At 49.0% G+C, this 22,204-nt stretch carries 26 protein-coding genes; 5 read left to right on the top strand and 21 right to left on the bottom strand.

All coding sequences use genetic code 11. The features are described 5' to 3' along the window. From HMPREF1153_RS12840 to HMPREF1153_RS11575, 13 genes are all read right to left on the bottom strand, one after another. On the bottom strand, window positions 1–463 hold a 463-nt coding region (locus HMPREF1153_RS12840; protein ID WP_198003354.1), incomplete at its 3' end, for a hypothetical protein. 1 nt (window position 464) lies between these two features. Beyond that, entirely contained in the window at window positions 465–1,004 is a 540-nt protein-coding gene (locus tag HMPREF1153_RS11625; RefSeq protein WP_037370699.1) for a P27 family phage terminase small subunit, read from the bottom strand. Continuing rightward, complete coding sequence (locus HMPREF1153_RS12980) at window positions 938–1,078, bottom strand: hypothetical protein (protein WP_198003355.1); 141 nt, start codon at window positions 1,076–1,078, stop codon at window positions 938–940. The genes HMPREF1153_RS11625 and HMPREF1153_RS12980 overlap by 67 nt, the downstream gene beginning before the upstream one ends. A 160-nt stretch (window positions 1,079–1,238) precedes the next feature. After that, on the bottom strand, window positions 1,239–1,595 hold the full coding sequence (locus HMPREF1153_RS11620) for an HNH endonuclease (protein ID WP_037370705.1): 357 nt from the start codon (window positions 1,593–1,595) through the stop codon (window positions 1,239–1,241). Between the two features lie 160 nt (window positions 1,596–1,755). Continuing rightward, a complete protein-coding gene (locus tag HMPREF1153_RS11615) occupies window positions 1,756–2,160 on the bottom strand; it encodes a sigma-70 family RNA polymerase sigma factor (protein ID WP_009647138.1) in 405 nt (134 codons plus the stop codon). Between the two features lies 1 nt (window position 2,161). Next, the gene (locus HMPREF1153_RS11610) at window positions 2,162–2,518 is read right to left on the bottom strand and encodes a hypothetical protein (RefSeq protein ID WP_009647145.1); all 357 of its coding nucleotides are present in this window, start codon (window positions 2,516–2,518) and stop codon (window positions 2,162–2,164) included. Beyond that, window positions 2,519–3,859, bottom strand: coding sequence for a DEAD/DEAH box helicase (locus tag HMPREF1153_RS11605; protein ID WP_009647140.1), 1,341 nt, complete (start codon window positions 3,857–3,859; stop codon window positions 2,519–2,521). Window positions 3,860–3,890: 31 nt separating this feature from the next. Then, window positions 3,891–4,568 (bottom strand): ORF6N domain-containing protein, encoded by a 678-nt coding sequence (locus HMPREF1153_RS11600; RefSeq protein WP_009647157.1) that lies wholly within the window; start codon window positions 4,566–4,568, stop codon window positions 3,891–3,893. Further along, window positions 4,561–4,842, bottom strand: coding sequence for a VRR-NUC domain-containing protein (locus HMPREF1153_RS11595; protein WP_009647155.1), 282 nt, complete (start codon window positions 4,840–4,842; stop codon window positions 4,561–4,563). The genes HMPREF1153_RS11600 and HMPREF1153_RS11595 overlap by 8 nt, the downstream gene beginning before the upstream one ends. Next, window positions 4,839–5,312 carry a hypothetical protein gene (locus tag HMPREF1153_RS11590; RefSeq protein ID WP_009647134.1) on the bottom strand — a complete coding sequence of 158 codons (474 nt, stop codon included), beginning with the start codon at window positions 5,310–5,312 and terminating at the stop codon, window positions 4,839–4,841. The genes HMPREF1153_RS11595 and HMPREF1153_RS11590 overlap by 4 nt, the downstream gene beginning before the upstream one ends. 265 nt (window positions 5,313–5,577) lie before the next feature. After that, window positions 5,578–8,433 carry a DUF927 domain-containing protein gene (locus HMPREF1153_RS11585; RefSeq protein ID WP_009647141.1) on the bottom strand — a complete coding sequence of 952 codons (2,856 nt, stop codon included), beginning with the start codon at window positions 8,431–8,433 and terminating at the stop codon, window positions 5,578–5,580. Beyond that, window positions 8,434–8,826, bottom strand: coding sequence for a DUF7768 domain-containing protein (locus tag HMPREF1153_RS11580; protein ID WP_009647156.1), 393 nt, complete (start codon window positions 8,824–8,826; stop codon window positions 8,434–8,436). It lies immediately after the preceding gene. Next, complete coding sequence (locus HMPREF1153_RS11575; RefSeq protein ID WP_009647142.1) at window positions 8,823–9,026, bottom strand: hypothetical protein; 204 nt, start codon at window positions 9,024–9,026, stop codon at window positions 8,823–8,825. Before HMPREF1153_RS11575 ends, HMPREF1153_RS11580 begins: the two co-directional genes overlap by 4 nt. 289 nt (window positions 9,027–9,315) lie before the next feature. Between HMPREF1153_RS11575 and HMPREF1153_RS13190 the strand changes: the two genes are divergently transcribed. The 5 genes from HMPREF1153_RS13190 (at window position 9,316) to HMPREF1153_RS11555 (ending at window position 13,416) form a co-directional block, all read left to right on the top strand. Then, complete coding sequence (locus tag HMPREF1153_RS13190; protein ID WP_009647147.1) at window positions 9,316–9,441, top strand: hypothetical protein; 126 nt, start codon at window positions 9,316–9,318, stop codon at window positions 9,439–9,441. Beyond that, entirely contained in the window at window positions 9,416–9,703 is a 288-nt protein-coding gene (locus HMPREF1153_RS11570) for a hypothetical protein (protein ID WP_009647151.1), read from the top strand. Before HMPREF1153_RS13190 ends, HMPREF1153_RS11570 begins: the two co-directional genes overlap by 26 nt. Further along, window positions 9,696–10,823: a DUF2800 domain-containing protein gene (locus HMPREF1153_RS11565; RefSeq protein ID WP_009647137.1), complete on the top strand. Its 1,128-nt coding sequence runs from the start codon at window positions 9,696–9,698 to the stop codon at window positions 10,821–10,823. The genes HMPREF1153_RS11570 and HMPREF1153_RS11565 overlap by 8 nt, the downstream gene beginning before the upstream one ends. A 14-nt stretch (window positions 10,824–10,837) precedes the next feature. Continuing rightward, window positions 10,838–11,398 (top strand): DUF2815 family protein, encoded by a 561-nt coding sequence (locus HMPREF1153_RS11560; protein ID WP_009647133.1) that lies wholly within the window; start codon window positions 10,838–10,840, stop codon window positions 11,396–11,398. Between the two features lie 68 nt (window positions 11,399–11,466). Beyond that, window positions 11,467–13,416 carry a DNA polymerase gene (locus HMPREF1153_RS11555; protein ID WP_009647146.1) on the top strand — a complete coding sequence of 650 codons (1,950 nt, stop codon included), beginning with the start codon at window positions 11,467–11,469 and terminating at the stop codon, window positions 13,414–13,416. 46 nt (window positions 13,417–13,462) lie between these two features. Here the strand turns inward: HMPREF1153_RS11555 and HMPREF1153_RS11550 are convergent, their stop codons facing one another. From HMPREF1153_RS11550 to HMPREF1153_RS11515, 8 genes are all read right to left on the bottom strand, one after another. Then, window positions 13,463–14,107, bottom strand: coding sequence for a helix-turn-helix transcriptional regulator (locus HMPREF1153_RS11550; protein WP_009647148.1), 645 nt, complete (start codon window positions 14,105–14,107; stop codon window positions 13,463–13,465). Between the two features lie 385 nt (window positions 14,108–14,492). Then, on the bottom strand, window positions 14,493–16,382 hold the full coding sequence (locus HMPREF1153_RS11545) for an ImmA/IrrE family metallo-endopeptidase (protein WP_009647153.1): 1,890 nt from the start codon (window positions 16,380–16,382) through the stop codon (window positions 14,493–14,495). 35 nt (window positions 16,383–16,417) lie between these two features. Beyond that, window positions 16,418–17,428 carry a hypothetical protein gene (locus HMPREF1153_RS11540; protein WP_037370696.1) on the bottom strand — a complete coding sequence of 337 codons (1,011 nt, stop codon included), beginning with the start codon at window positions 17,426–17,428 and terminating at the stop codon, window positions 16,418–16,420. A gap of 4 nt (window positions 17,429–17,432) precedes the next feature. After that, window positions 17,433–18,512 (bottom strand): DNA cytosine methyltransferase, encoded by a 1,080-nt coding sequence (locus HMPREF1153_RS11535; RefSeq protein ID WP_009647144.1) that lies wholly within the window; start codon window positions 18,510–18,512, stop codon window positions 17,433–17,435. Between the two features lie 217 nt (window positions 18,513–18,729). Beyond that, window positions 18,730–19,230 (bottom strand): recombinase family protein, encoded by a 501-nt coding sequence (locus HMPREF1153_RS11530; RefSeq protein ID WP_232208297.1) that lies wholly within the window; start codon window positions 19,228–19,230, stop codon window positions 18,730–18,732. 70 nt (window positions 19,231–19,300) lie between these two features. Next, window positions 19,301–19,492 (bottom strand): hypothetical protein, encoded by a 192-nt coding sequence (locus HMPREF1153_RS11525; RefSeq protein ID WP_009647150.1) that lies wholly within the window; start codon window positions 19,490–19,492, stop codon window positions 19,301–19,303. Between the two features lie 529 nt (window positions 19,493–20,021). After that, the gene (locus tag HMPREF1153_RS11520; protein ID WP_037370695.1) at window positions 20,022–20,882 is read right to left on the bottom strand and encodes a DUF4238 domain-containing protein; all 861 of its coding nucleotides are present in this window, start codon (window positions 20,880–20,882) and stop codon (window positions 20,022–20,024) included. Between the two features lie 119 nt (window positions 20,883–21,001). Beyond that, window positions 21,002–22,135 carry a YifB family Mg chelatase-like AAA ATPase gene (locus HMPREF1153_RS11515; protein ID WP_009647135.1) on the bottom strand — a complete coding sequence of 378 codons (1,134 nt, stop codon included), beginning with the start codon at window positions 22,133–22,135 and terminating at the stop codon, window positions 21,002–21,004. Between the last annotated feature and the right edge of the window lie 69 nt (window positions 22,136–22,204).

Raw genomic sequence — 22,204 nt, 5'->3', positions numbered from 1 at the left:
CGTCGATGAGAAATTTATCACCGCTCGGCAATGTTCCAACAGCTGTACTGCCTTTGACGATAAAATTAAATTCCGGCTTGCATCGACTGCATTTGCCGGAATTTGAATAATGTGTTATCTCATATTGCGTGCGTAGGGAAATGCTGCCGCACCGCTTGCATCTGCACCGATATCGAAAATGTCCCTTGTCATCCTGTCCGCTCTTTTCGAGAACCTCATAGTTTCCATAGGTTTTCCCGACTAAATCCAATGTGCGTAACTGCGCCTTGATTTTGTTAGCACACCAATGACAATTACAGTCCTTGCGCTTAAACGTCTCCGGGGATGTGTCGTATATTCTGCCACATCGACATTCGACGCGAATTCGCCGTCCCCCGGAGGACGATTTATTTCCTTCGCCCAATACAGTCAGCCAGCCGAACTGCTGACCTGGCAAATAGAATTTCTTGATTTTGCCGCTCATCTCATCCTCTCCTTGAACGAAGAAGCCGCTCCATCAAGTCGTCTTGCGGCGAAACGCCTTTATATTCCGTTGAACAGTTATCCCGGACGATGGCGAATATCTCGCTCCATAGTCGATTGGTCTGCTTCATGTAGTTTTGGCTCATGGCGACATAAGGCGATTGTATGGGCTGCGAGCTGATTGGATGCTTGCCCAGATGGCCATATTTGCTGACAGCTTCCTCGCAGTGAATCCAACGAGCCGCGCTCACGGCATATCGCTCCAATAGAGCAGGAGATACCAATTCCGCGCATCCACGCCGCTCCAGCCATTTCCACGCTTCTTTGTAAAGTTCACTCGCCGAGAGTGTTGAGCCGTCACGCTGAGCAGCCGACAGGAATTCCTTGGGAGGCGGCATTTCCACACCCTCCGGCTCCGTGGCGATTTTCTCAAAATCCAACACCTTCAGCTTGCGCTTGCCGGGATTGCCCTCAGTCACTTTTTCTGCCAAGGATTTTCTCGGTCTTCCTCCCGTACCGGGTCGCGGACCTCTAAGCCCCATACTTTCGCCTCCTTAAAACTTTTCAAAACTTTTTGAGCATAAGTTTTAGCGTTTTGGGCTGTTTCATTGAGCATTTCCAGTGGCTGTCAGCCCCCGCTATGCCTAGCTTCCCGCCCAAAATCACGCGACAAAGCCTGTCTCTCTAACTGCCCGAAAAGTTATGCGAATTTTTCTGTCAAGCCCATCGCCGGTCCAGCAATGGCGCGGTTTTAGAGATTTTACCTCCCCTGGGGGCTAGACGTCTCCTCGGCTTCTTTGATGAATCTTTTCGTGGCACGACACACACAGCGACATGAGATTGCTCTCATCATGCGTGCCGCCACTGCCGAGCGGCTTGATGTGATGCACAAGCGTCGCCGCCACAAAGTGTCCGCGCTCTCTGCACATATCGCACAGCGGTTCTCGTGCTAAGTGTCGGTCGCGAATCTTTCGCCACACACTGCCGTATCGATCATGCTGTCGGTAGCCGCGAGTGAAGCGCTCGTAGTGCCGCTGCATCGGCTTCTCATGCTTCTCGCAGTAGCCGCTCTTCCTGTCCGTGAGATTGGGACAGCCTGTCATGCGGCACGGGCGTTTCGGTTTCCTCGGCATCTCGCACCTCTCTTTGGGCATGAAAAAACCTCCGCTGGGATTGCTCCCGTTGGAGGTCGAGTTCGCTCATACTCTTCTACTCTGAACTTTATCACATCAATGGGGTGACACGCAACGTGACCAACAGTGACATTCAGTAGCATTTGTGTGACATCAAGTGTCAGTTTTCGAGATTTTCCAAGATTTTTTTGTGAAGCCGAAGAACATTTCGGACGCTGCAGCCCATTTCCTCGGCAATCTCCGCCCATGTCTTGCCCAACACATAGCGGTTCCGTAAGAGGCATTGCCATTGAGGATTATTGATTTTGCCGATGAAGTCACTGATTTTCATTTTTATATTCACCAAACGGTCAATCTCGGAATCTAATTCTTTTTCTTTCTCCACGATGCGTTCCACCCATTTGACGTAGGACGCTTCCTCCGATGCGCTGTGGCAGACCCGTTCGTCCAATCGACTGCCGTTGATACTCTCGGCGAGTCTTCGGCATTGGTTAAGTTCCTCCAGCTTGGAGTTAATCAGCTGATCCAGCTTCAAGGCTTGGCTCAAAAATTCTTTTGCTGCCATATCACTCATCCTCCAATTCTTTCTTGATATGCTCGAAAAGCAACTGTCCGTCAAGCGAGGTAAGTTGTGCAAACCACTTGGAGTGGAAGAACCGCTCCGTTTCAGCTGCCATCCGTTCGCTCTCCTGGATGGAGTCTAACAATCGTTCTTCCTTGCTTTTTTCCTCCCGTTCCTTGGGGATCTTGAGGTTCTTCCATTCCTCACGGCGCTTTTCCTTATCGGCAAGCTGAGTGGCAACAACAGCTTCCAACGAATCGGTGCGAGGATGTTTTTTGAGAAACTTCGCGGCTCTCCGATAGTCCGTCACCGCCTGCTCGATGATAGCATTTGCCAGATTCTCGTAATTTTTCCGATGCACTTATCCCACCTCCGCTTTGACGGCAGCAATCAGCGCCGCCTGTGTCTTGTCCTTCTTCTTCAAGGCACGAAGGATTCTCTCGTCAATCGTGCCCTCGGCAATGATGTGCTGCACCACCACCGTTTTCGCCGTCTGCCCCTGCCGATAGAGCCTTGCCACGGTCTGCTGGTAAAGCTCCAGACTCCATGTGATGCCGAACCACACGAGGGTCGAACCGCCGCTTTGAAGATTCAGCCCATGCCCCGCACTGGCGGGATGGATAAGGGCAACGGGGATTTCTCCTCGATTCCAGCAGGCGATCGCCTCGTCCGTATCCAGTTGGACGCACGGCACACGCTTTTCGATGCGCTCCGCATCATGTTTGAACCAATACGCCACGAGAAGCGGCTTGCCGTTCATGCTCTCGACGATGTCCTCCAAGGCGTCGAGCTTGCGATCGTGGATGTGCAGAACGGCTCCATCGTCCGTGTAGACCGCGCCGTTCGCCATCTGGGAGAGCTTGCCCGACAGGACTCCGGCATTTGCCGCCGTCACCTCATCGCCCTTCATCTGCAAGACCAACTGCTCGCACATTTCGGTGTATATCTTTCTCTCGGTATCACTCATCTTCACCTTGTATTCGCTCTCAATCAGCTCCGGCATCCTCAGATGATCGGTGGCTTTCATCGAGATGGTGATGTCGGAGATTTTCTCGTAAATCCGCTCCTCGGCTCCGGGCAGAGGAGCGTAGGAAAACACCACCTGCCCGTTGCGCTTATCCGGCTTGAAGTAATCCTGCCGATACTTCGTGATGAATCTCCCCAGACGCTTTCCCATATCCAGCACCTTGAATTCCGCGAACAAGTCCATCAAGCCGTTGCCAGACGGCGTACCCGTCAGACCGATGACACGGCTGGCGAAAAGGCGAACCTTCATGAGCGCCTTGAATCGCTTGCTGCTCCAATTCTTGAAAGACGATAACTCGTCAATCACGATGGCGTCATAGGTGAAGTCGGTTTTCTCCACGAGCCACGGCACGTTCTCGCGGTTGATGATATAAAGCGATGCTGGCTTGCGTAAAGCGACCAGCCGCTCTTTCTCTGTACCGACTGCAACGGAATAGCGAATATAAGTCAAATGCTCCCACTTGTCGATTTCCTGCGGCCATGTATTTCTCGCCACACGGAGAGGCGCGATGACGAGAACACGCCCGATCTCGAAATAATCAAAGAGTAGGTTGTTGAGCGCCGTCAGCGTAATCGCCGTTTTTCCAAGTCCCATATCGAGAAGTACGGCGGCAGTCGGGTGGCTTTCGATAAAGTCGATGGCGTACTGCTGGTAATCATGCGGTATGAACTTCACGGGGCATCACCTCCAATCTCAACGGAATTCATTACCGAAACACTTCCTGCAGCACATCCACATGATAGGTGTTCACCATGCCGTATTTGGCATCGTATTCCTTGCCAATGTGGTAGCCCTGCTTTCTGGACATCGCGGCTGCCTTGCGCCCAAGCCCGGCGGCAACATCCCGACTCACTCCACGGATTCCCATGAGATTGGCGTAGCCGATAATGGTGTAGTGACGCTGGTCGATGGTCATCTGCTTGGATTCCACCTCAAGAAGCCGCTCATCCACCTTGTCGATCCGGGCATTTGCCGCCTTGATCGCCCTTGCCTGCTCCACCATCCGCTGTGCGCTGCAGAGGAGGAATTCCTCCGGCGTCATGTTCTTCATGGGGTTGAAGTAGCTTTCTTCCAATTCGTCGAAAACATCCCACGCCCGTTCCGTTCCCAGCATCTTGCTGTGGCGAGCCGCACCTCTCTTCGTCCAAAGGATCAGAGATGGTGCGCGACTCCCGACAACTGACTCGATATTTTCTAGTGAGTCCTTGAAGGCCTTGAGATCAGCACCTTCAAGTTTGAAGTAATGCTTCCCCTCAACGAATCGCTCCCTGTTGTTCTTAAAATTCTGCTGGATATGAATTGCCTTGCATCCATACGCCTCGGCAAGCTGCTCCGTGGTCATGACACGGATGTTGTTATGTTCTAAAACCGTAAGTTCATTCATGGTCGATTTCCTCCAATACGCTGTCAATTTGCTCTGTACCGTCAATCACATACACCTTGAATCCCAGCCGCCGAAGCAGCCTGTGCCGCACCATCTGCAAGGCTCTCGGCTTCTTCCCCGGCGCTTTCAGCTCCACAAAACCCATCCTGCCGCCAGGAAGAAGCACCAGTCGGTCGGGCATTCCATCGAATCCGGGCGATGTGAATTTTGGGGCGATGCCGCCCATCGCTTTGACTCTTGCTACAAGTCCCTTTTCGATGATTTTTTCTCTCATAACAACTCAAAGATGTATTCCTTGGCAGCTGTCAAGGTTTCGATACGGCGATTGTTTTTCCATTGGTAACAATCTCCGTCGATGTCAATCTTGAAGTAAGGTCTGCCAAGGAAACTGTCTTGTTCGATGGTCAATTTCTGTTTTTTGAAGCGAAGTGTCAGCATGCCGCTTTCCTCACGCCATTCTTTTTTCAAGAAGTTTTTCTTGCGTCGGCTTTTAGCTCTGGCCTCCTTGTCACGAACTTTGGCGGCGAAAATATCTCCCTCCAAATTTCCGGCGCAGATACATCCGACACGGAGTTTTTCCGAAAAATCCTTATGCACCATCACATGGACAAATCGCACGTTTTTATAACCGCAAAGTTCACAGGTGAAGGTTGCCTCGCCCCAATCAATGACCTCTTCGCAATACCAGCCAACGAGCGGTGCGCCCATAGCTTTCAGTTTTTCTCTGCATCGCTCGGTGTACATCCTCTTCCTCCTAACCATTTGAAAATTGGTGGTTATGTGAGTGGTTATCCTTTCAAGCCTTGATATGTCTATATAGATAACCACTTAACCACAGTAACCACTTAATACATACCCTCATATAGAAACGATGTAATCAATACTTCATTATCTTTTTCTATATATAAGTTAATGTGTGTGCAGAAAAGGTGATAAAGTGGTTATCTGACAGAGAACCCTTGAAATCATTGGGTTCTTGGATGTTTTTGTCCTCGATTTTTAACCACCGTCATGTCAAAAAATCCTCATCGGGAGGGTAAATATTCTCCACTTGGATGGGAAAACAAAACACTCGGACATTTACGCCTTGGATATTCCGCAGATATTGACTGCGGCTTTTGCCTTGACTGTCCTCAAAGGTATCGACATAGCCCCGGTCTCGGAATCCTTTACGGCACTTGGTATAAGAAAAGCCGTTGTCCTCCAATGCTCGTCTCAGTTCTGTGGCGATGACCAGCACCTTGCCGGGTTCGATTTTACCCAAGCAAGGTATGGCGTCTTGGGCGAAGCGTTTTCTGTTGGCGGCAATCCAGTCGGTGACGAAATCGTAAGCCCGGTCAACAACATCCTCCGGCTCGTTCTCCTTGGCGTTGGTCAGTATGCGCTTGCCAAAGGAAATGGCATCCTTCCACGCCTTTCGCTTGGTTTCGCCGCATACCGATATTCCTGCGTGATAATCCGCCAATGCCAATAAAGCTACCGTGTCCAGATGCACTCCTTGTTCGCCGTCGTCAATGCTCTCCCGGATTTGCTCAAACTCATCGCTCAAATCCGTGTCTACGATGTGTTCGAGATACACTTTCCCTGCGAAACCATAATGGTTTTCGCTTGCTTGGTGTACCTTGCGCCCAAAATCCGCATCGGAGATGGGCTGACCGTACAGTTCCAAGACACGGCTGTGTACGCCGTCCATGGTGGCCTCATTGGTAAGCGGCTGTTCGCCCGTGCTGATGATGGCATTTCGCCACACCGGGACTTCCTGCAATCCTCCGGCTTTCGCTCCACGAGTTTTGCCGTAGCCGTTGCCCAAGGAATAAACCACCATCGAAGGCGACAGCCTTCGCTCGTTCAAGACCTGCAATTCGTCCAAGCCCAAAGGCAAGTGGCGAAGAGTCCCTGCTCTCCGCTCCAAGCCGACAGCGGTGCTGTTGAAATTTCCCATGAGTTTCATGGGGTCTCCCCAAACGGATAGTGCGAATTTAAGAGCCGCCGTTTTGCCACTGCGGGATGAGTGCCAAATATGGATAATCGCCACACGTCGTTTGAGTTTCTCAAGCAGGACGGAGGCAAAGGAGGCCGCCAAAATGGCTCTGGCGTATGTTTGCTCCCGCAACGCTCTCGCAAATTTGAGCCATGTCTCAAAACTGCCTTGCTCCTTCAGTGCCGCAATCATCGCCGCATCGTCTTTGTCCTCGTATTCCACGGGACTTTCAAGGATGTAGGGGTAGAATTCTTTTTCCCCGAGCCAGCCGATACGACCGATACTTCGTACAAAAGGGATCTTTTTGTCGTTTTCTGCCTCGTAGCGGGAAAGGTAATGTACCACACCGTCGGCATTGTCAGTAGAAACGGGTACGCCGTGATCGGCCAATCTCACTACGGATGATTTGTTTAACGCAATCGCTCTTGACACCATCAGCCGTTTCCATTTATGGCTGCGGTGGTAGGCAAGTTCGAATCGCTCCGTGCCGTTGTCGATATTTTCCATTCGGCGTTCTATGACGAGCGGCTCCGGGCAAAGGTTTGAGGAAACGAGCGCACCTTCGTCGAAGTAGAAGGACTCCACCCCATACTCCATGGTGATGCGATAGCCTTTGGGAGTCATGGCTCCATGCAAATCTATGCCCTTTAGCTTGATTTCCTCCGGCTCGGCATCAAAAGGAATTCCAACGTCCCGCTTTTCCTCCTCCTTTTTGGCTATGCGGTCAAAATCCCGCATGCCGATGCCCGCTTTTTTCGCCGCAAGTTTCAGCCGTGAATATTCAGCGGGGCAGTTTTCCTTGGCGTAAGGGAGCAGTCCCACCACATAGGGGTCGAGGAGTTCTTCTGCCGACAAGGTGTCCTTGCCTAAAATAATCTCCAACTGCTCGAACTTCGTGTAAAGGGCAAGAACGATGGGAGCCTTTACGCCGCAGCCGCCATCGGGGCAGGGAAACAAACCGCAATCCTTGATGTAACGGCAGGTGCAGGGTTTGTTGGCTTTCCGTGCGGAGCGGAGCTTGTTTCGCGTTTCGACAGGGGAATAATGGCTGTACAGGGAACTCCACTCTTGAAACTTCTCTTCACCGTCTTTGGCGAGAGCCACATTGGTGCAAAGGGCGTGCCACAGAGGTTCGCTGACGTTATCCGGCTGTTCGGTCATCTGCTTTAATGCCGCACAACCTTCCATGATTCTCTCGGCGCTCCCCATGACACGCTCGTCCACATGGAATTCTTCTGTTCGCGGCTTGGGCGCATCCAATACGTAGGCGTGAAAATCTTCCGTCTTGTAGAACGCTTCGTTTTCCGCAATCACCTCGCAGGGAATCTTCTCCCCTATTTTCAGATTCATGCTGCCCACCGCCCGTAACATTCTCGCCGGGTCAAATACCGGATCGATGCGCCATCCCCGTTCATCTTTCGCTTTTTTCATAAGGCAGCGTCCAAATCCCGCGAGAAGTTTCTCCATCTTATCCCGATTGGCATCGGTCAAATGGATCGGCTCGTCAAAAAGCCAGTAGGCATGAATGCCGTGTCCCGTGAAAACCGTGAAGGTCGCTTTCAGAGGGAACGCATCTAAAAAGGAAAGAACTTCCACCCGGGATGCCGGAAGCATCTGTTCTCTATGCGCCTCGCTCTTGATGTCAATGTCGGCGAAAAGGCAAGTGGCGTACATGGTGTCTGCCGAATCACCGCGCACGCCATCTTTGATGCCTTTGCGTCTCGGCCAGGGGTGAATGTAGGTATTGCGGGTATCTCCCACCCTGCCGATTTCCTCCCGCATGGAAGCTATGGTCTCAAAGTGCCGCACCCCTTTGTCGGGAAGTGTGATAACGGAAAAAGTGCAATCATGGCATTTTCCGTAAAGAGTCTCGTAAAAATCCATTCACAGCACCTCCTCGCATTTTGTTGTGAAATAACGGATGTTCTTCCGCAGTCTCTCGGCATGAGCAATCTCCTCTGCCATACCCTCGGTGATCTTGTCGCCGAACACCCAGAGTTCACCGCACAGCTTCAGAAGCTCGAAGTTCATGGACATCGCCTTCTCGCGCTCCCTTTCCTCCGACATGAACTGCGGAAAGTACAGATGCGGAGCAAGGGGAATGTGCCCCTTGCTCACGGCGAACTTGCAGTATTGCCTTGCCCGCATGACATTGACACGCGGGTTGTCCCGATACGGCGAGCAGATGTAGGCAAACCGATTTTGTCGGATTACCTTGGTGAGAGCGGCATACACCGTCGGGTCGGCGTAGTCTTCGTGGTTTCTGAAGTCTATCATTTGCCGCACCGCATCTTCCGGCTGCATTCCGTGCAGCAGATCGCCGTGCCGAAGAGGTCGAACTCCGCATCGCCGAAGAATTCATTGAGGTCGATCGGCACTTCCACTCCGCAGCGCGGGCAGCGGCAGAATACATTCTCGTCGTTGATCTCCACCGTGACCTCCATCGCGTCGTTGAGCTTTTCCTTGACATAGAACATAAAGGCTTTCCTCCTTCAGAAAACACTGGGCCTCATCGCCCTTCACTATTGAAAGGACAGAAGATCGAATTCTTAGCGGATAAATCCGCAAAATTTTTCCTTTCCTTATAAATGCCAGAGCCAAAAGTGGCTCTATTTTTTTTCGCTAAAAATAGCCGTTGCTGTCCTCTCAATAGCGAGAGGCAGAAACGGCAAAAAATATTTAAATTTTATCCGCTGAAAACTCAGGTTTCTGTCCTTTCAATAGTGAAGGGGCAGGAACGCCCCTCGGAAAGAGAGGTACATCCACATGGAAACTCAGAAAGACAAGGAACTGGCAGAAGTGCTGATCGCCATCAGCATCATTGCCAGACGACTTGCGGACAGGCTGATGGAAGGAGTGAGCGAGGATGGAAAACCTTGCAGCGAAGATTGAAGCTCTGCGGCTCTCGGCGAAATCCATCATGGACATCGCTGATGAACTGGCAAAAAATCTCTCATCGGAAGAGCCGACGCCGCCGTCCCTTGAGGATGTTCGGCACAAACTGATCCTTGCGGCGCAGGCGGGATTCAGTGCAGAGGTCAAGGCGCTCATCACGAAATACGGAGCCGACCGCCTGTCGGCAGTTGCCCCGTCCCACTATGCGGCGCTTCTTGCAGAAGCCGATGCCCTCGGAGGAGTGAAGGCCAATGGGTAAGCATTCCCTGCTCTCAGCATCGGCAAGCCAACGCTGGATTGCCTGCCCGCCATCGGCAAAGCTCTCTGAGGAATACGCCGACAAGCCCAGCGAATACGCTCAAGCCGGAACCGACTGCCACGAACTTTGCGCCTACAAGCTGGAAAAGGCTCTGGGCAAGAGAGTTCGAAATCCCGTCAAGCACCTCTCCTTCTACGACGAGGAGATGGAGGAATGCTCCGACGGCTACCGGGATTTCGTCTTGGAGTGCGTAGCACAGGCCAAGAAGTCTTGCAACGATCCGCTCATCCTCGTGGAGCAAAGACTGGATTACTCCCGCTATGTGGGCGTAGAGGGAAGTTTCGGCACGGGCGACTGCGTGATTGTCGTCGACGGCATGCTGTATGTCATTGACTACAAGCACGGCCTCGGTATTTTGGTGTCAGCAGAGAAGAACAGCCAGCTTTCCTGCTACGCCCTTGGTGCACTGGACTTGTTTGATGGCATCTATGACATCGAGCGCGTCACCCTCGTCATCTATCAGCCTCGCCGGGCAAACATCAGCCTGTACGAGATGGGAAAAGATGAATTGCTCACTTGGGCGGGTAACATCCTCGCCCCTGCTGCCAAACTGGCACAGGAGGGAAACGGCGAGTTCAAAGCGGGAGACCACTGCCAGTTCTGCAAGGCCAAGGCGAACTGCCGGAAACGTGCCGAATACAACCTGGAACTCGCCAAGTACGATTTCGAGGTTCCTGCCACCTTGGAGGACAGCGAAGTTGCTGCCATTTTGCCGAGGATTGACGATCTGGTTTCCTGGGCGGGCGACGTCAAGGATTATGCCCTGCAAAAAGCTCTCTCCGGCACCCGGTTTGATGGCTTCAAGGTAGTCGAAGGCCGCTCTAACAGAAAGTACACCGATGAGGATGCCGTAGCCAAGGCAGTCAAGGCGGCAGGCTTTGAGCCGTATGAGCAAAAGCTCCTAGGCATCACCGCCATGAGCCAGGTACTCGGCAAGAAGGAGTTTGAGGAACTCTTAGGCGAGCTGGTCTATAAACCAGCCGGAAAACCGGTGCTTGTTCCCGACAGCGACAAGCGTCCGGCAATGAACACTGCAGCAGATGATTTTAGGGAAATTTGAGGAGGAATACCACCATGGCAAAATTTCACAATCCAACCAAGGTTATCACGGGTGTAAAGACACGCTGGAGCTACGCCAACGTCTGGGAGCCGAAGAGCATCAACGGCGGCGCTCCCAAGTACAGCGTGTCGCTCATCATCCCGAAGAGCGACGCCAAGACCGTGACGGCGGTCACGAATGCTATTCAAGCGGCATACGATGAGGGACAGAGCAAGCTCAAAGGCAACAGCAAGTCTGTGCCTGCGCTCTCGGCAATCAAGAATCCGCTGCGCGATGGCGATGCGGAACGTCCCGATGACGAGGCTTACAAGGACAGCTACTTTATCAATGCGAACTCTGCCACAGCTCCCGGTATCGTGGACGCAGCTCGCCAGCCGATTCTCGAACGCTCCGAGGTATATTCCGGCGTTTACGGTCGTGCCAGCATCAACTTCTACGCCTTCAACAGCAACGGCAACAAGGGCATCGCTTGCGGGCTGAACAACCTGCAGAAGATTTCTGACGGTGAGCCACTCGGGGGCAAGACCCGCGCCGAGGATGACTTCGCAGACGAAGACGAGGAATTCCTCAGCTGATTAGACTATGCTTCTACCAAGGCAGCGGGGAAAAATCCTCGCTGCCTTTTGGCAAGAAAGGACTCACAATGAATACACTCTCCATTGACGTAGAGACATTTTCCGATGTGGACATTTCCAAATGCGGCGCATACAAATATGCAGAATCGCCCAGCTTCGAGATACTACTCTTTTCCTATGCAGCAGACGCCGGCGAAGTACAGGTCGTCGACCTCGCCAACGGGGAGCAGATTCCGCAGGAGATTTTGGACGCTCTGCTTGACGACAATGTCATTAAATGGGCGTTCAATGCCAACTTTGAGCGTGTCTGCCTGTCACGCTACTTATCAGACTTGGGATTTCTCCGTGCTGCCTTCCTTAGCCCTGAAAGCTGGCGATGCACGATGGTTTGGGCAGCGTACATGGGGCTTCCCCTGTCCCTTGCCGCTGTAGGCAGTGTGTTGGGGTTGGAAGAGCAGAAAATGACAGAGGGTAAGGCGCTCATCCGCTTCTTCTGTTCGCCCTGCGCAGCCACCAAAGCGAACAGCGGCAGGACGCGCAATCTTCCCTGCCATGCCCCGGACAAGTGGGCGCTGTTCAAGGCGTACAACAAGCGTGATGTTGAGGTCGAGATGGCAATCCAACAGCGGCTCGCCAAGTTCCCCGTTCCAGATTTCCTTTGGGATGAATATCATCTCGACCAAGAAATCAACGATCACGGTATTCGCATTGATATGGAATTGGTGGATAACGCCATCGCTGTCGATGCCCGATCTCGCGAGGAACTGACCGACAGAATGAAACGACTCACAGGACTGGACAATCCCAACTCCGTACAGCAAATGAAGGGATGGCTCTCTCAGCATGGTATGGAGACGGATTCTCTCGACAAGAAGGCTGTGCTGGAGCTGTTGAAGAATGCGCCGCCGGAACTTAGCGAGGCGCTGTCCTTGCGGCAGCAGCTTGCCAAGTCATCCGTGAGAAAATACATCGCCATGAAGAATGTTACCTCTGCAGACCATCGTGCCAGAGGGACGTTCAGATTCTACGGCGCGAACCGCACCGGGCGATTTTCCAGCAAGAATATTCAATTACAAAATCTTCCACAGAACCATCTCGCTGACATCGAGTATGCCCGCGCCCTTGTGCGGCAGAGCGATTTCGAATCCCTCAACATCCTCTACGACTCTGTTCCTGACGTTTTGTCCCAGTTGATTCGCACAGCCTTTATCCCCAAGGAGGGCAGGAAGTTCATCGTTGCAGATTTCTCTGCCATCGAAGCACGGGTGCTGTCGTGGCTTGCGAAGGAGCAATGGCGCATGGATGTTTTTGCAAATGATGGCGACATCTACTGTGCCACGGCGGGCAGGATGTTTCATTGTAACGTGGTGAAGCATGGCGAGAATGGGCATCTCAGGCAGAAGGGGAAGCAGGCAGAACTGGCGTGTGGCTACGGCGGATCCGTTGGTGCGCTGAAGGCATTCGGCGCATTGGAGTCCGGAATGAAGGAAGATGAGCTGAAACCGCTCGTGGATGCCTGGCGTGCGGCAAATCCGCATATCGTGGATTTCTGGTGGGCAGTCGACCGAGCCGCTAAGGACTGCATCAAGGAGCGCAGCAAGACGGTCACGCACGGCATCCAGTTCATCTGCCAAAGCGGCATGATTTTCATCGAACTTCCGAGCGGCAGACGGCTTGCCTATGCAAAGCCGCGCATCGGTGAGAACAAGTTCGGCGGCGAATCCATTACCTATATGGGATTGAACACGGCAAAGAAGTGGGTACGGATAGAATCGTACGGACCGAAGCTCGTGGAAAACATCACACAGGCCATCAGTCGTGACATTCTCTGCTATGCCATGCAGACGTTGAAGCACATGGATATTGTCGCGCACGTTCACGATGAAATCATCATCGAATGTGAAGCGAGTGCCTCCCTCTCTGCTGTTTGTGAGCAGATGGCGCGAACTCCGCCTTGGGCGAAGGGTCTATTGCTCCGTGCCGATGGTTTTGAGTGCGAATTCTATCAGAAAGATTGAAAAGGAGCATCCTGTCACAGCGATAGGATGCTCCTTTTTATTCTGCTTACCTTATGTCGGGCGCAAGCAACTCCCGAATTGCCTTGACCTTATCTGAAACTGTCCGCTGCTTCATGCCCAGTTCATCGGCAATCGCCTGTTGTGTCTCGCCGTCAAAAAGCGACTTGAAAATCTCTCCGTGCTTAGGACTAAGCGTAGCCGCTTTTTCAATCAAGGCATCCAGCACAACACGGTCTAGAATGTCGTCCTCCATATAGTCCACTAACGGACTGTCGATAGATCGTCTGGCGTAAGAATTACCAAAGTCGCCATGCTGCGCTTCAAGGTTCTTTTCCGCAATATATTCCGTTGAGGCCGGGCGATTCTTCTCTTTGATGATGTCGCCGTTCAGGGACGCCGAGCATTGGGCGCAGTTGTTTTCGCAGCGAATGAGCCGCCCCGTTTTCGGACTTCTGACCATGCAGCGACTCTCGCGAGCCTTCTGCTGCGCCTCCCGACGCACCATATTCCAGTACTCCCGATTAGAGCCGACAGGTCCCTGCGTTTTGTAGCATTTGTACGCCTTTGCCGTCGTTCCCTTGGCGTAGTACGGCTTGTACATTACGACGTTGGCAGGGTCAAAGCCGCATACTGACTCGAATCCCGGCTCCATGATGATGTAGAAATCCTCGGTTTTACTCTGATTTGCCATTGGACTTGTCCTCCTTCAAATGAGGACAAGTCCACCATATGTATTTTGTTGGCCATCATGAACGAATCCTCATTTCCTGATGACCAACCACCCCAGTAGGTTGGCGTTAACTAATATCCTGCCGCCTCTCCGCTCTGGGCACCCTCTCCGGAAAGGGTGAGCCTTGAGGCGGCGACTAAATTATTTATATCAAAAAAACTTTCATCGAACACGGACATGCCATGTCCGGGCAAATTTCTACCAAAACAATGGATGCCGCATAGAACATTACACTCTATGCGGCATCCATTATCTACAGTTAGTTGATTGTAATGTATACAATTGAGTTTAGGGCATAAAAATAGCTGGACACGTCATGTCCAGCTAAATTTTAATTTTATATTTTTTATTCTGTTCCTGTCAATTCACTATACCCCTTGCTTGTCAAAAGAGCATTGCATTCATGAATACTGTGGGTGTAATACCCATCGATGATAAACTCGTAAATCATCTGTTCCTCAGACGAGTAGCGAATAGTAAATCCCGCTGTATCCAAAAATTTTCTGCTTATAGGTGGAGGCAACTGCATTCCAACGCACAAAGCTATCGCAGTTCCGATTGTCGTTTGGTAATCACTCGCATTCCTCATGCGTTGTAGCGTTTTTGTACTAATTAAAGATTTTTCCGCTAATTGCTCAACGGTCACTTCGCTCCATTTCATCAACGCCTTCAAGGAATATCCAAAATCTCCTGGGTGTATTTCCTTGATTATATTCATAACATCTTTGTTATAATCCGATAGTTCCTGAGCCTTTTTTTGTACATCCTCATTTGCGTCAAGTGAGAATTGAGCCTCAAAAATGAGGCCGGAATCAACATCACGAAAGAGCACGCACTCCGTATAATAATGCTCCCCATAATCGTTTACTGATTTTAATATAAGGTCAAACACTACACAGCATTCGTCCATGTGATACCTTGCGTAATCAGTAAGGCGTGTCCTCCCATCCTCATATTTACCAATATACTTTGAATCATTGAGACAAAGGTGGGATTCCACAAAGAGATATTTTCCTTCCTTCATGTTTTTATATAGCGAAGGATTAACAAGGCATTGATATATGGCATCGTCCACGCTTATAGTAAAAGTTTGATTTTTGGATATTGCTCCCTTTCTAAATGTATGTGGGCATACATATTGTCCATCGACATAGTTGAACGTCCCAATAGCATCTTCATACCCGGCATCAACCATCCGAATCTTAGCTGCCATGCGCGAAACACCAAAAAACTGTGACAGTTTCTCAATGACAGGTTCCATTACATCAATCAAATCCGTTACATTCAATTCTTTCTGGTACTGTCCAATATACTCAAATGCCTTGTTCTTGAACTGATTGAGCGGCATCTGTATCCTTGGCGCAAGCGAGTTCGCCTGCCATTCCATCCAGTCTGTATCCGAAGGACTGCTATCCTTTATGCCACCAACGACTTGGCAACGAATGCGAGATGCCTCTTTATTGTATAATCTTTCCAAATCAAAACATTTTTTATGCTTATCCCAATGAACACACTCATGAACGATCGTGTTGTTCACTGCCCCAAGATTTCGTAAAAAATATGCTTTAGGATCAACGAATATAGTTTTGCCCATAATCTTTTCAACAACTATTCTGTCGTTATCTTCATCATAGATTTCTGTTTCACAATCCCTAAAGAACAGCTGACCAAAAACAGAAAAGTCTTTCGTTATGGATTTGATTTTTACAGACAGCCCCATTCTCTTGGCGAGAAGATGGGGATCAACATACATCGGTTTCAGCAAGGCTTCGGGATAATATTTCTGTAAGAATTCAGTAGCAACCCTTTCTAAGTCTTTTTTGTAAATGATGGGCACAAGCGCATTAGACATAGGTTTTTGGTGCTTGTTTCGCCTGTCATATACACCAACTTCCAATATTTCAAAGTCCTTTAAACCGCAATCCAAATCACCGCGACATTTCAGCATGAACCACTGACTGCGATTCTCTGATTCATCATAATGATAGTCGGCCTCATGGATGTATATCTCGGCTTCCACGGCAATATCGAACTCAATCCTTGTCCCAGGCAAATCACCCACATCAACAAATTTCAAGTCAACATCGGCAATCCCGATTTCGCCAACGGTACTGATTTTATTAAGCTGTAAATCCAAATCATCAATATGATCTTCTGCATATTCCTCTATAGCCGATACTATGACATCATAAAAATTATCGGCTATATAGTCTCCAACAGAACAAATTTTCGACATAGATAACAGCCTCCGATTATTATTCCGTGTTAATATCAATCAAGGAAAAGACTCTTCGACGGCTTCCACCCCCGTGCAAATTCATCAGCTTTTTCCAGCCACCGTTCAATTCTCTGCTCTGGGATTACGCTTTCGCCCCAATATTCAACAAAGATAGCATCATCCATTTCCATAGCCGCTTTTCTCATGTCATCTTCTATAAGCTTCAATGCCCTTTCAATATAGATACCGCCGTTATCATCATTGGCAGGATTAGCAACACTCCCCGCTGAAAAAAGGTCTCGCGCTTGATGACATAAGACACCATGATACGTCAACAAATAAAGCACTACATCGTCATATTTGTTCCTGTCACGACCTGATTTGACAATCTTAGGGCAAACCAATGCGGCTTCGGCGCGGAGCCGAGTCTTCTCTTCCGTACTCAAATTCGTGTACAGACGAGCTTGAATCGGTAAGGTGTGTTCATCAGTATCTCGTTCCTCGATCCACCACAACCGACCGTCCGGGTGAATTTTTCGTGCGTAGGCTCGGATGTACTTCATTTTCTCGGTCATATCCAGTTGACGAAAATCTTCATACCTGATACCCATTTGCTTGAAAAGCGATTCTCGGCTGTTTTCTGCGGATGAAGCAATCTCAACTTCAAATCTCGGCACATGGGACGTGCGAACATGAACTACGCTGGCTTCATATTCTCCCCAGCGAACTTCTGGAATGCCTCCCATTTTTCCGAACACAACGTAGATGTATTTGACACTCTCCACGCGTTGCGTTTCCAATACACTATTGGCAATACTTCTCCATGTGTCACTGGTCGTATATTTTACCTCCACGCCGTATTCGCCCATTGCGATATCGGGAAATGCCTGTGCTGGAGAATCATAGTCGATTTTTATCGACGAGTCCTCTACCGTCAAACCATCGAGCACTTCTCGGACACGATCTTCAAAGTGCTTAGACGATTTGAAGCCCTTTTGACGGGCTTCATTTGTAAGAATATCACAGCATTTATCGAGCATGGATTCAAATTCTTCTGTTGTCATAACCTCACCTTTGCAATACATTTTTTACCGCATTAGCCATATGCCACCCCAATACAGGGGGGACAGCATTTCCTATCTGACGCTCAGTTTCCCTCAACCCGCAAGGGAAAACAAATGAATCAGGAAACGACTGAATTCTTGCCGCTTCGCGCATAGATATTCGACGAGGCAACGAATAGTGGAATTGAATGTTTCCGTGGCATTCTGCTCTGATCGTATATCCGGGACGATCTGCCACCATTTTTCGATTTCCTTGTTCCCCGCTTACATTAGCCTTACTCCAAATATGAGAAAATTCCTTATCCTCTTCCATATTTTCCAAATCTTCCATGGCCAATTTCGCGGTAATAGGTACGGAATCTATCGGCATAGGCGGCACAAATTCCGGCAAACCTTGCTGGATTCCTACTATGAATATCCTATCTCGCGTCTGCGGAACGCCATATTCCTCTGCATGATAAAGCCGATAACTGACATCGTAGCCAAGTGCATTGAAATCTGACATAATCTTTTCAAACGAGCCAGCGTTTTTCTTAAGAAGCAGTCCCCCCACATTTTCAGCAACAAAAACCTTGGGTCGAATTTTTTTAACAGCCTCAACAATATATGTATACAAACTGCTTCTTTTTCCATTGATTCCTAACATTTTTCCGTTGATAGAAATATCCTGACAAGGAAATCCTCCAATGACGACATCGGCTTCGTTTGGAAGATGGTTGATTGCCTCACAAATATCGCCTTCCACTATATGCGAACCGATATTTTGTTTATACGTTTTGCAAGCACCTGAGCTAATTTCATTCGCCCAGACAATCTTGAACCCTGTCTTGCCGTAAATGTGACCTAGAAACTCAAATCCGCCAATAAACCCCAGATCCATGCCGCCACAACCGGAAAACAGAGAAACTACGGTCATTGGCTTATTCGTTTTCCGTTTTTTTACAGGATATTCCTCATCACCATCAACAACCCAGTTTCTTCCTATTTTTTTCGCTGTCTGCAACGCACCACATTCGGCTAGACGACGTACTGTATCACCACTCCTGCCGTGTATTTTTGCATAATCATTAAGTGAAATGAGCATAGGGCAACCTCTCCTTCTACATTATCATCATTATACACGATAGCGTGCATAGTGACAATGAAGACTTGAAATAGCAGCATTAAGCACTTGAGATTTATCCGCTTTTATATTTGCTCTATTCTCTTGAAAAGTAAAGTTTTGAAAGGTCACTCTCTTAACGATTGCCCCATACCCTCTTAACGATACTCCAAGGCAATCGTTAAGAGGGTATACATCGTTAATAGAGTATGCACCCGACCACTCCACCATCACCGATTTCCGAGAAAAAGAAACGACTGCCAAACGACAGCCTTCTTGCGAGAACCCATATATCAAGCGGTCTGACGGCTCGAACCCCATCGTTGCATTGTATCAAATCGGAGCGTAAGACATCTCCCTTGGCATCCGTGCTAAAGATATTCTTCTTCTCGAAATAAACGCTGATACCTTTTTCTTTTAGCTTGCGAATCGTAGTCACCGTATCCACTGTGTTCCGAGCGAATCTCGATATAGACTTTGTAAGCACCAAGTCAATGCGCCCGGCAAGGTAGTCCTCCACCATACGGTTGAACCCCTCCCTACGGTTGGTGCTCAAGCCGGAGACGCCACTATCTACGTAGATTCCCACGAACGCCCATCCCGGATGTTGTTGTATCTTCTTTCTATAATAGTCGGTCTGCGCCACGAGGCTTGCCGCCTGTTCCTCATGGTCAGTAGAAACGCGTGCATACGCTGCCACCCTCTGTGCCAACTTTTTCGATGCGTTGAATGTAGCGAGCTTCGGTAGAGATACCAGTTTCGTTATAATTCTATTGGTCATCTACGATCACCCCATCTCCAATCATGCCATCCATGTTCTCAACCTCTAAAAAAAGTGGCTCATAGTGCGTAGCGATATTCATCCACGCGAGACGCAGCTCATCCGACGTAAGAACACCGTCCTTTTCCATATTGAGAATCACCCATTTTGCTAGTCTGTAGTCTACTTCCTTTTCAAACATTGATCTCCCTCCTTCAGAGTGTCATCTCTATTCATCACTCTGAAAGATAGGAAAGTCAAGGAAAGACAGCTATACTCACTCGTCTCGGCAAGTTTACATCCCGCATAATGATAGTTTGGTGTCCTTACCTTTCAATTTTCCCTTGAACAATTTAACGATTTCCCCAACCTTTTAATTATTCCCCGTCTGCTCCCCAGATAAGGCTCACTTTCTGATAAAAATGCGGTGGACTTTTCGACATTCGGCACGAACAAAACAACCATTCACAAAACGAAAAAAAGCCCGAGACCACTTGTACTGTGCGGTTTCAGGCGTTTTGAGCAATATGTGATTGTATCAAAGACGGTATGAATATATCTATTACCTTTCCATGGGATAACGATCATTTCTTTAACTTCTCAAAAGAGACCTTATCATAGACATTGATAGTTAAATCCATATATGGTTAAGCGTAGTGTACTCATAGGACATTCCAACAACATCATCTGTATCTAAATGAATACTTTTTATAATAAACTCGCTGATCATCTCAAGGAAATATCCAACATATTGCTTGCTTTCTTTGTAATTCATTAAGTTCTAACGCTCTGGATTTAGATATAATGTATTTATCAGGAACATTATGCCCATAATACTCATATTGACTATCATTTATTTGCAGCAGACATTTCCGCCCCAATGGTAAAAGTATTTGCACCATTGGAGTCATTATTCCTATATTACTAATACAGCAAGAAAAGGGTTTGGGAAGATGTAACAACAGCGGATTATCTGTAGTTATAAAGCTAACATCAGACGCAACGTATACTAAAGACCAGTCTTTGCAAAAATATAACTTCTCTGCAAATGAAGATACACAATGAGAAAATGTGTGCATCCACAGCAGTTTCTTTTCCATCTCATCCCCTATTGTATCTTTAAAATACTTATCAAGACTCCTTTTCAATGAATTAATTTCTATCTTTTTCTCAAATATTTTTTTTGAGTTTGGTCCCCTAACTAAAAGCATAGAAATGAACAGTGCTAAATCTTTTTTTTCTTCTTCATTCTTTAAGGGATTGTAAAATGGATATTTTATTATTCTATCAATTATTGGTGCCACTCTATCTTCGTTAAGTTTAAACCATTTTTCTAAGCTCAAAACGAGCATATCTTTATCCTTAAAAACATAATCCTCTTCCTCGGCAAAAACATTTTCTCCCATGTCTGTAAGATTACGCGAAAGAAATTCTACATCGTAATACTTTTTTTCTTGAGCTATACTTGAAATAGACACTGTTTTTTGCTCTCTGCCATCTATAGCTTGAGCACAAATTCCCTTTGACATATTAGAGAAATTTCTTAGATAAAATTCAGGGACATAATGTTGCCTAATTGTTCTAGCGCGCATAAACTCACTCCTAATTGAATTTTATATAGCATTATCTAAATGAAAAGTTATTGTGTTAAGTATAAATATATAGCAAATTAACCTTTTTTATTTTTTCATGAAAATCTACTCTTTAGAACCTATTTTTGATCTATACAAGTTAAATTACAATCAAAATAAGCACTCTTTCGTTCACCATTACATTGTATCGTTATCAACGTTACTTCGTTCATTGCCACGACCAAAATGATACGAGAGGGAAATGTCAAGGTCGCATTGACACGTGCCACGGTCACAGCGCCGTCCTCCAACGACTGGCGCAGGACTTCCAGCGTCGACTTGCCGAACTCCGGCAGCTCGTCGAGAAACAGCACGCCGTGATGCGAGAGCGTGACCTCGCCTGGACGCGGGATGCTGCCGCCGCCGATCATCGCCACCGTCGATGTCGTATGGTGCGGACTGCGAAAGGGACGCGTCTCGACGAGGCCGCTGCCGTCCTTCAAGAGCCCCGCGATGCTGTAGATCTTCGTCACCTCAAGCGCCTCCTGCCGCGTCATCGGCGGCAGAATCGACGGCAAACGCCGCGCGAGCATCGTCTTGCCCGAGCCGGGCACGCCGACCATCAGAAGATTGTGCCCGCCTGCCGCCGCGATCTCAAGCGCACGCTTGGCGAAGAACTGCCCCTGCACATCGGCAAAGTCATCCGAAGGCACTTCCATATCGCTTGGTGCACTGGGATTCACCTCCAACGGAAGCAATTCCGCCTTGCCCAAGAGAAAATCGTACAGCTCACGCAAGTTTTTCGGTGCATACACGCGGATGCCGTCGACGAGCAATGCCTCACTGCCATTGCCCGGCGCAACGAAGATTTCCTTGAAGCCATGCTCCTTCGCCCCGACCGTCATCGGCAGCACACCGCGCACACTCCACAATTCTCCTTCCAAAGAAAGCTCCGCTGCAAACAAGGCACGCTCCATGCGCTCTGCTGGAATCAGCCCATACGCCGCCAAAAGCCCGACGGCAATCGGCAAATCCAGCCCCGAGCTGTCCTTTCGTATGTCCGCAGGCGCAAGATTGATCGTCACTCGCGCAGGCTTGAGCTTCACACCCGTATTCTTGATCGCCGTGCGCACACGCTCACGTGACTCCTTCACCGCCGTATCAAGAAGCCCGACAATGTCGAACGCAGGAAATCCATAAGAAACATCAACCTCGACATCGATGATCCTCCCATCGACCCCGAAAGTCACCGCACCATACGATTTAGCAAACACAAAGCTGCACCTCTTTTTGATTGGAATGGTGTTTCTTTTGTTTACTATTTTTCTCCATTGATGAGATTT

Source organism: Selenomonas sp. CM52, from assembly GCF_000292955.1.
Lineage (GTDB): Bacteria > Bacillota > Negativicutes > Selenomonadales > Selenomonadaceae > Selenomonas.
This window is presented reverse-complemented; position numbering and strand designations above follow the sequence as displayed.